11 protein-coding genes and 1 tRNA gene are annotated in these 8,633 nt (G+C 69.3%); 7 read left to right on the top strand and 5 right to left on the bottom strand.

The window, feature by feature from the left end:
* Window positions 1-147: 147 nt before the first annotated feature.
* From E1294_RS49465 to E1294_RS49450, 4 genes are all read right to left on the bottom strand, one after another.
* Window positions 148-954: an S-methyl-5'-thioadenosine phosphorylase gene (locus E1294_RS49465; protein ID WP_132519489.1), complete on the bottom strand. Its 807-nt coding sequence runs from the start codon at window positions 952-954 to the stop codon at window positions 148-150.
* A gap of 283 nt (window positions 955-1,237) precedes the next feature.
* Complete coding sequence (locus tag E1294_RS49460) at window positions 1,238-1,561, bottom strand: FmdB family zinc ribbon protein (RefSeq protein WP_132519486.1); 324 nt, start codon at window positions 1,559-1,561, stop codon at window positions 1,238-1,240.
* 67 nt (window positions 1,562-1,628) lie between these two features.
* Window positions 1,629-3,134: a potassium/proton antiporter gene (locus E1294_RS49455; RefSeq protein WP_132519483.1), complete on the bottom strand. Its 1,506-nt coding sequence runs from the start codon at window positions 3,132-3,134 to the stop codon at window positions 1,629-1,631.
* Window positions 3,135-3,157: 23 nt separating this feature from the next.
* Window positions 3,158-3,727 carry a 5-formyltetrahydrofolate cyclo-ligase gene (locus E1294_RS49450; RefSeq protein ID WP_165977929.1) on the bottom strand — a complete coding sequence of 190 codons (570 nt, stop codon included), beginning with the start codon at window positions 3,725-3,727 and terminating at the stop codon, window positions 3,158-3,160.
* A 24-nt stretch (window positions 3,728-3,751) separates the two neighbouring features.
* On the opposite strand from E1294_RS49450, the gene galU reads away from it, so the two are divergent.
* The 7 genes from galU to E1294_RS49415 all read left to right on the top strand — a co-directional run bounded on the left by galU (window position 3,752) and on the right by E1294_RS49415 (window position 8,321).
* On the top strand, window positions 3,752-4,654 hold the full coding sequence (gene galU, locus E1294_RS49445; protein WP_132519477.1) for a UTP--glucose-1-phosphate uridylyltransferase GalU: 903 nt from the start codon (window positions 3,752-3,754) through the stop codon (window positions 4,652-4,654).
* Window positions 4,641-5,828: a molybdotransferase-like divisome protein Glp gene (glp, locus tag E1294_RS49440; protein ID WP_132519474.1), complete on the top strand. Its 1,188-nt coding sequence runs from the start codon at window positions 4,641-4,643 to the stop codon at window positions 5,826-5,828. Before galU ends, glp begins: the two co-directional genes overlap by 14 nt.
* Window positions 5,825-6,301, top strand: coding sequence for a cyclic pyranopterin monophosphate synthase MoaC (moaC, locus tag E1294_RS49435; RefSeq protein ID WP_132519471.1), 477 nt, complete (start codon window positions 5,825-5,827; stop codon window positions 6,299-6,301). The genes glp and moaC overlap by 4 nt, the downstream gene beginning before the upstream one ends.
* Window positions 6,298-6,780, top strand: coding sequence for a MogA/MoaB family molybdenum cofactor biosynthesis protein (locus tag E1294_RS49430; protein WP_132519468.1), 483 nt, complete (start codon window positions 6,298-6,300; stop codon window positions 6,778-6,780). The genes moaC and E1294_RS49430 overlap by 4 nt, the downstream gene beginning before the upstream one ends.
* 67 nt (window positions 6,781-6,847) lie before the next feature.
* On the top strand, window positions 6,848-7,492 hold the full coding sequence (locus E1294_RS49425; protein WP_132519465.1) for a GNAT family N-acetyltransferase: 645 nt from the start codon (window positions 6,848-6,850) through the stop codon (window positions 7,490-7,492).
* Between the two features lie 124 nt (window positions 7,493-7,616).
* A complete protein-coding gene (gene sepX / locus E1294_RS49420) occupies window positions 7,617-8,198 on the top strand; it encodes a divisome protein SepX/GlpR (RefSeq protein ID WP_132519462.1) in 582 nt (193 codons plus the stop codon).
* 49 nt (window positions 8,199-8,247) lie between these two features.
* Window positions 8,248-8,321: transfer RNA gene (locus tag E1294_RS49415), tRNA-Ala, on the top strand.
* An 83-nt stretch (window positions 8,322-8,404) separates the two neighbouring features.
* Here E1294_RS49415 and E1294_RS55255 read toward each other — a convergent pair.
* On the bottom strand, window positions 8,405-8,633 hold a 229-nt coding region (locus E1294_RS55255), incomplete at its 5' end, for a hypothetical protein (protein WP_132519459.1).

Genomic DNA, 8,633 nt, shown 5'->3' with positions numbered 1-8,633 from the left:
GGCCGGGGGACAGGTCGCGGGCCGCCACCAGGACCGTGGGGCCGGTGGCGGGGCGAGTGGCGAGGTAGGCGGACAGGACCGCGACGGCGGCCAGCGCCGCCGCGACGAGACGGCGGCGACGGCCGTAGCGGCTCAGCCAGGTCTGGATCATGGCAGCTCGAAGGGGCGGTCGATGCCGTGGAGGGCGGTGGGGCAGGGGCAGCCGCGCTCCTCGGGAAGCGCCTGGACGGTCTCGGTCACGAGGGTGCGCATGCGGGCGACGTTTTGCGCGAAGAACTTGAGCACCTCGTCGTGGGTGACGCCCTGGCCGCTCTCCACCCCGGCGTCGTGGTCGGTGACCAGGGACAGCGAGGTGTAGCAGAGGGCCAGCTCGCGGGCCAGGATCGCCTCGGGGTGGCCGGTCATGCCGACGATCGACCAGCCGTTGGACGCGAACCACTGCGACTCCGCCCGCGTGGAGAAACGCGGGCCCTCGATCACCACCAGTGTGCCGCCGTCGACGGTCTCCCAGGCGCCGGCTCTGGCGGACCGCACGGCCACGGCCCGGCCGGACGGGCAGTAGGGGTCAGCGAAGGAGACGTGGACGGCGCCGTCGGTGTCGTAATAGGTCTGGACGCGGCCTGAGGTGCGGTCGACGAGCTGGTCGGGGATGACCAGGGTGCCAGGGCCGTATTCGGCTCTCAGCGAGCCCACGGCGCTGGGCGCGAGCACCTGCCGGACCCCGAGCGAGCGCAGCGCCCAGAGGTTGGCGCGGTAGGGGATGCGGTGTGGCGGGAAACGGTGGTTGCGGCCGTGCCGGGGGATGAACGCCACGGAACGCGCGCCGATGCGCCCGACCGTGACGACATCGCTAGGCGATCCGTAGGGGGTGGAGAGCTCGATCTCTTCCGCGTCGTCGAGCAGGGAGTAGAAACCCGAGCCGCCGATGACGCCGATGTCTGCGCGAGTGACCATGGCGCAGAGAGTAGCCGGAGTGGGGGCGGGCGGTGGGGAGCAGAATGCGGTTCTGTGGATAACGGGGGACACCCCGCACAGGAACGCCAGGACGAGGCGCAGCGGCTGGTGGCAGCGGGCCGCTGCCGTTGCGCGCGGGAGGGCCTGCGCCGCCTGGTCGACGGCCCCGAGGGCCCGACCGCACCTCATACGGCTGCCGGACGGGTAGCGTACCGAGAAGGATCGGCCTCCCTGGCCGGCGCATGCCGAAGGCCCGGCGCGCCCGTCCAGGCGAATGGCGCGGTCAGTTGGAGGCGGCGGCCGGCGCGGGAGCCGGGGCTGAGGAGCCGGAGTCGCCCGACTTGCTCTCCGAGGACTTCGACGACGAGTCAGCCGACGACGAGTCAGCCGACGACGAGGACGCGGAGGAGGTCGAGGCGCCAGAGGTCGACGAGCGGCTGTCGGTCTTGTAGAACCCCGAGCCCTTGAACACGATGCCGACGGCGGAGAAGACCTTCCGCAGGTTTCCCTCGCAGCTCGGGCAGACCGTCAAGGCGTCATCGGTGAACTTCTGGACGACCTCGAGCTGCTCACCGCAGTCGTTGCAGGCGTACTGGTAGGTCGGCACGCGCTTCTCCTTCAGGTTTGGCACTCGAGGGATGCGACTGCTAATGCTAACCGATGCCGTCAAACACCTATTCCAGCCCCCGCTCGCCGTACCAGCCTGCCAGCTTCCCGCTGCGGCTCACGGCGCGCATGCGGCGTTCGACCTGGTCGCGGCAGGAGGCGGTGGCGACGACCAGGAGCTGGTCGTTCACTCTGACCCTGGTGGTGGTGGCGGGCACGAACGACCTGCCGTCACGCACGATCAGCGTCACGGCGGCGCCGGCGGGCAGGCGCAGCTCGAAGATCTCCACACCGTGCAGTCGCGAGCCCGGCGGCACGGTGATCTGCAGCAGGTCGGCCTGGAGTTCCTCCAGCGGCGCCGATTCCACCGCGAGGTCGTGCGGCTCTGCCGGCGCGGCCACCTTGAGCAGCCGGGCGGCGAACGGCAGCGTCGGCCCCTGGAGCAGGGTGAACACGATGACGATCACGAAGACCTGGTTGAAGATCTCCTTGGAGCCCTCGACGCCTGAGGCCCACGGGATGGTCGCGAGCACGATCGGGATCGCGCCGCGCAGTCCCGCCCACGACAGGAACGCCTGGTCGCGCCAGTTCACCCAGCCCATCCGCAACACCCATGCGACCACCGAGCTCGCCATGACGCACAGCGGACGCACGAGGAGCACCATGACGGTGCCGGTGATCAGGCCGGGAACGATCGCCGACGGCATCTCCTCCGGGTTGGCCAGCAGCCCCAGCATCACGAACAACCCGATCTGCGCCAGCCACGCCGCCCCCTCGGCGAACCCTCTGGTCGCCGCCCGGTGGGGCAGCCGCGAGTTGCCCAGGATCAGCCCGGTGAGGTAGACGGCCAGGAATCCCGAGCCGTGCAGCAGCACCGCGCCGCCGTACGAGACGAAGGTGAGCGCGAGCACGGCGATCGGGTAGAGGCCTGAGGCGGGCAGGGCGACGCGGCGCAGCGCGTACGCGCCCGCGGGCCCGACGGCGAGGCCGACCGCCGCACCGATGATCAGCTCGATCGTGGTGTCGAGCAGGAACGTTCCCAAGCTGGGAGACGAGTTCGCCGCCCCGCTGAGCAGCACCACGGCGATCACGGTGGGCGCGTCGTTGAAGCCGGACTCCGCCTCCAGCACGCCCGCCAGGCGGGGTGGCAGCGGCAGCCTGCGCAGCACTGAGAAGACGGCCGCCGCGTCGGTGGAAGCCAGCACCGCGCCGAGGATCAGCGCCGTGTTCCGGTCGATGCCGAGCAGGCCCTGGACGACCAGCGCCAGCACGACGATGCTGACCGCTACGCCCACGGTCGCCAGCACCATGGCTATGGGGACGGACCGCCGCACATGGGACCAATTAGTGGTGAGCCCGCCCTCGGCCAGGATCACCGCCAGCGCCGTCAGGCCGATCTGCTGGGCCGCCTGAGGACTGTCGAAAGGGATCCCGAATCCGGAATCGCCCAGGAGGAGACCGAAGCCCAGGAACACCAGCAGGCTGGGCAGGCCGGTGCGATGGGCGACGCGTACGGACGCGATGGCGGCGATGACGATCGCCGCTCCGAGAAGGAGCCAGACATCAAGCGTCATTCAGCCCCCTCTCATCCCTGTGCTCACATAAGACTAGTGAGGCCCGACGGGGTCATCGCATACCGGACGTGGCGGTCATGGGGTTCGGACGGGACGTCGTCGATCAGCTCCCCGTCGTGGAGCAGGGCGACCGTGGGGACGTTGGGACCGACTCTGGCCAGGGCCCGATCGTACGAGCCGCCGCCGCGGCCGAGGCGTACGCCCGTCTTCCTGTCCACCGCCAGGGCGGGCACGATCACGAGGGCGGCGGTGCGGACGGCGTCGACGCCGCGGCGGGTGTCGACGGGCTCCATGATGCCGAAGCGGCCGGGAGCGAGCGTGCCGGGCCCGTCATAGACCGCCCAATCCAGGTCGTCGTCCTCACGAAGCACCGGAAGGATCACGGTGGCGCCGTGTTTCCACAGAGCGAACACCAGCCCGTGCGTATCCGGCTCCGACCCCGTTGACCAGTAGCAGGCCACCAGGCCGGCCATCTGGACCCACGGTTGTTCGAGCAGCGTTTCGCGGACCTTGACGGCGTTTGCCCGCAATTGCTCGGGGGAGAGTGCACTACGCGCCGCGTTAAGCTCGCGGCGCAGGTTGAGCTTGTCCACAGGTGCCTCCACTAGGGTCTACTCATGGCTGACTTCGACCCTGTGACGAAAGCCGTCGTGCCCGCCGCGGGTCTGGGCACCCGGTTTCTCCCGGCGACCAAGGCGACACCGAAAGAGATGTTGCCCATCGTCGACAAGCCCGCGATCCAGTATGTCGTTGAAGAGGCCGCCTCGGCGGGGCTCCTCGACGTGCTCATGGTCACCGGCAAGAATAAACGGTCGATCGAGGATCACTTTGACCGGGCGTTCGAGCTGGAGGGGGCCCTCGAGGCCAAGGGCGACGAGCATCGGCTGTCCCAGGTCCGTGAGCCCGCCTCGCTCGCGACGCTCCACTACGTACGCCAGGGCGAGCCGAAGGGCCTCGGCCACGCGGTGCTCTGCGCCAAGCAGCACGTCGGCGACCACCCGTTCGCCTGCCTGCTCGGCGACGACCTGATCGACTACCGCGACCCGCTGCTCAAGCGCATGGTCGAGGTGCGCGACACGTTCGGCGGAAGTGTGATCGCGCTGATGGAGGTGCCCAAGGAGCAGGTCTCGCAGTACGGCGTGGCGACCATCGAGGCGACCGCCGAGGACGACGTCGTGCGGGTCACCGACCTGGTGGAGAAGCCACCGGCGGACGAGGCGCCGTCCAACTGGGCGATCATCGGCCGCTATGTGATCGATCCCGCGGTGTTCGCGGTGCTGGAGGACACCCCGCCGGGGCGCGGCGGCGAGATCCAGCTCACCGACGCGCTGCGCACGCTCGCTGCCCGCGGCTCCTCGGAGGGCGGGCCGGTGCACGGGGTGTTGTTCAGAGGGCGGCGCTACGACACGGGCGACAAGCTCGACTATTTGCGGACGGTGGTGAAGTTCGCGGCGGACCGGGAGGATCTGGCGCCGGATTTCGTGCCGTGGTTGCGGGAGTTCCTCGATGAAATCGGTTGACGCGCATCTGGCCGAGATCCTGGCCACTGTGCGTCCGCTGGCGCCCCTGGAGCTCGATCTGGAGCAGGTGCTGGGGGCGACGCTGGCCGAGGACGTGTCGTCACCGGTGCCGCTGCCGCCGTTCGACAACTCGGCCATGGACGGGTACGCCGTACGCGCTGACGACTTGCCGGAAGTTCCGGTGACGTTGCCGGTGATCGACGACGTGGCGGCCGGGTCGACCGAGCTGCGGGCCGTCGGGCCCGGCCATGCCGTCCGCATCATGACCGGGGCGCCGCTGCCCGCGGGGGCCGACACGGTGGTGCCGGTGGAGTGGACGGACGGCGGCACGGTCTCCGTGCGCATCGACCGCCGCGCCGAGGCCGGCAACGCGATCCGGCGGGCGGGGGAGGACGTGCAGGCAGGCGACGTGGTGCTCAAGGCGGGCACCGTGATCCGTCCCGCGCAGCTCGGCATCATCGCCGGGGTGGGGCGGCGGCGGGTCAAGGCGCGGCCGCGGCCCAGGGTCGTGGTCCTCTCCACGGGCGCCGAGCTGGTCGAGCCGGGATCGCCGCTGGCCACCGGGCAGATCTGGGAGTCCAACAGCTACACCCTGACGGCGGCGGTGCGGGAGGCGGGCGCCGACGGCTACCGCGCCGGCTCGGTCGCCGACGACCCGGCCGAGCTGCTCGACCGACTCGACACCCACCTGGTGCGCGCCGACGCGATCATCACGAGCGGCGGGGTCTCGATGGGGGCGTACGAGCCGGTCAAGGAGGCTCTGTCGCCGCTGGGGACGGTCCGGTTCGAGAAGGTGGCCATGCAGCCGGGGATGCCGCAGGGGTTCGGCGTCCTGGGGGACGACCAGGTGCCGATCTTCGCTCTGCCCGGCAATCCGGTGTCGTCCTTCGTGTCCTTCGTCCTGTTCGTACGCCCGGCGCTCGACAGGATGCGCGGCCTGCCCAGCGGCATGCCGGAGTTCGTGACCGCCAGGGCCGCCGGTCCCTTGCGTTCGCCGTCCGGGCGGAGGTCGTTCCTGCGCGGTGTGCTCGCGCCCGACGGCACGGTGACGCCGGTGCACGGGCAGGGCTCCCACCAACTTGCCGCCCTGGCGGTGGCTGACGCGCTGATCGTGGTTCCCGAGGAGGTCACCGAGGTGGCCGCGGGCGCCACGGTGGAGGTGATCAAGCTGTGAGCGAGCTGACCCACATCGACGAGACCGGCGCCGCCCGCATGGTCGACGTCTCCGCCAAGGACGTCTCGGCCCGCACCGCCACGGCGAGCGGCCGGGTGCTGCTGACGGCCGAGACGGTGGCGCTGCTGCGGTCGGGCGAGGTGCCCAAGGGCGACGCGCTGGGCGTGGCCAGGATCGCGGGCATCATGGGGGCCAAACGCACCCCCGACCTGATCCCGCTCTGCCATCCGATCGCGTTGCACGGCGTGAAGGTCACGCTGGAGGTCGAAGACTGGGGCGTGGCGATCACGTGCCGGGTCAAGACGGCCGACCGCACCGGCGTGGAGATGGAGGCGCTGACGGCGGTCTCGGTGGCCGCGCTGGCGCTGATCGACATGGTCAAGGCCGTCGATCCGGGTGCGGTGATCACCGACGTGCGGGTGGAGGAGAAACTGGGCGGGAAGACCGGCCGCTGGACCCGGGATCCGGCATGATCAGGGCTCTCGTGATCACGGTGTCGAACCGGGCATCGTCCGGGGTTTATGCCGACAAATCCGGCCCCCTCCTGGTCGACCTGCTGCGCGGTGAGGCCGGTTGCGAGACCGTCGAAGGCCCCGTGCTGGTGCCCGACGGCGAGGCGGTCGAGCGGGCGCTGCGCGACGGCGTGGCGGGCGGCTTCGACGTCATCGTCACGACCGGCGGCACCGGCCTGACGCCGCTCGACCTGACGCCCGAGATGACGGCCAGAGTGATCACCCGGGAGGTTCCGGGGATAGCCGAGGCCATTCGTCAGGCAAATCGCGAAAAGGTGCCTACATCCGTACTCTCCAGGGGTTTGGCCGGACAAGCGGGCCAAACCTTGATCGTAAATTTGCCGGGATCTTCCGGCGGCGTACGCGACGGCATCGCCGTACTCGCGCCGATTCTGCGCCACGCGGTCGATCAGATCCAGGGCGGCGATCACCCGCGCTGACCGCGATCCGGATCCTCGATCGCCGACCCCGTGGCGACATCATGTCCGATAGGGGGATGATGAAAGCGTGGATCGACTTCGTGGCTGGCCGGCGACTCTCAGGGAAGGCCCGGTCTGCCTCCGGCCGCTGCGGCTGGGCGACGTGCGCGTGTGGCGCGAGACCCGGCTGCGCAATGCCGACTGGCTGCGTCCCTGGGAGCCGAGCAACCCGGAGACACCGCTGTTCAGGACCGGTCTCGCCCCCTACATCTCCATGGTCGGCACCCTGCGCCGCGAGGCCAGACAGGGGCTCGCGCTGCCCTGGGTGGTCACGTACGGCGGGCGCTTCGCGGGGCAGCTCACCGTCGGCGCGATCGTATGGGGCTCCGCCCGCTCCGCCCAGGTCGGCTACTGGATCGACGGCGCGCTGGCCGGCCAGGGCATCACCCCCACCGCTCTCGCCATGGCCGTCGACCACTGTTTCTTCACCACCGGCCTGCACCGGCTGGAGGCGAACATCCGCCCCGAGAACCAAGCCAGCCGCAGGGTGGTTGAGAAGCTCGGATTCCGGGAAGAAGGCATTCGGCGGCGCCAACTCCACATCGACGGAGCCTGGCGCGACCACATCTGTTACGCGTTGACCGTCGAGGACGTTCCTGGTGGCCTTCTCGTGCAGTGGCGTCGTGCGCGTGAGTCGGCTACTCACGGCGGTTCTCCCGTCGAAGAGGTTTGACGATCTCGCGACACACCGCACCGAATGCTCGTCAATCAGTGACACGCGGTCTTACGGTGCGTGACGTGAGCACATTGAAGACGCAACCAACACACTCGCGTCTTCGTGCTGCCCGGAGGTGCCCATGAGCATCCTCCTCTACCTTGCCATCGTCGTGATGTGGCTCTGCGTCCTGATCCCGATGTGGCTGCGCAGGGACAAGACCAACCTGGCCGAACTCGCCGAACTCGAAGAGCACTACACCGGCGAGCACCAGCTTCCCGACCTCGACAACCTCGACCCCTCCGACGCCGACGAGGACGACGGGGCAGCGCCGATGGAGGCCGAGAAGGTCGACGTCCGCCAGTTTCGGCTCCGCCGCCGCGCCATCATCGTGGCCCGCCGGCGCCGCCTCCTCTTCTTCACCGCCCTGCTGGTGCTGGCCTCGGTCGTCACGGCAGCGGTCAAGATGATGCCATGGTGGGGGGTCGCGCCCTCCGTCGCCATCATGCTGGCGTACATGGCCTTTCTCCGTATCGCCGTACAAGTCGACAGGGAACGGCGCGAACGTGCCCGTCAGGCGCGGGCTGAGCGGCTGAGGCGGTCGCGTGAGCAGCGGCGGGTCGTCGAGGAGGCGGAGGCCGAAATCATCGATCTTGCCTCGCACAACTCGGATGTGCTGTTCGATCAGTACGCCGAGCCGCCCAAGCGAGCGGTGGGCGACTGAAACGGTGGCGCGAGGACTCTCCGGAGTTTGCTAACCTGGTCGAGTCCTTGGGGATGTAGCGCAGTCCGGTAGCGCACTTCGTTCGCATCGAAGGGGTCAGGGGTTCGAATCCCCTCATCTCCACCCAGGTCAAAGGCCATTTCCAGTGATCGGAAGTGGCCTTTTTGATCTTCTGAGTGACAAACTGAGTGACATGCTGACGAGCGCTAAACGTCCGTGAGGTCGTCGAAGATGCGGTCCATGGCCAACGCGCCGGTTTGGATCACAGGCCGGATCTGATGACGGTAGACAGTCTCGGTCACAGCGGTGGGGCCCTCGCCCCGATGTGTGGACACCTTGAGTGCCGGATGATGGAAATCCGGAGGCAAGGAGTTCCACGTGGCGATGAAGTCGTATCCGCCGGAGTTCAAGGCGGACGCCGTCGCGTTGTATCTG

It is taken from the genome of Nonomuraea diastatica, assembly GCF_004349015.1.
Taxonomy (GTDB): Bacteria; Actinomycetota; Actinomycetes; order Streptosporangiales; family Streptosporangiaceae; genus Nonomuraea; species Nonomuraea diastatica.
The sequence above is the reverse complement of the archived record's forward strand: the minus strand, read 5'-3'. Positions and strand labels throughout refer to the sequence as shown.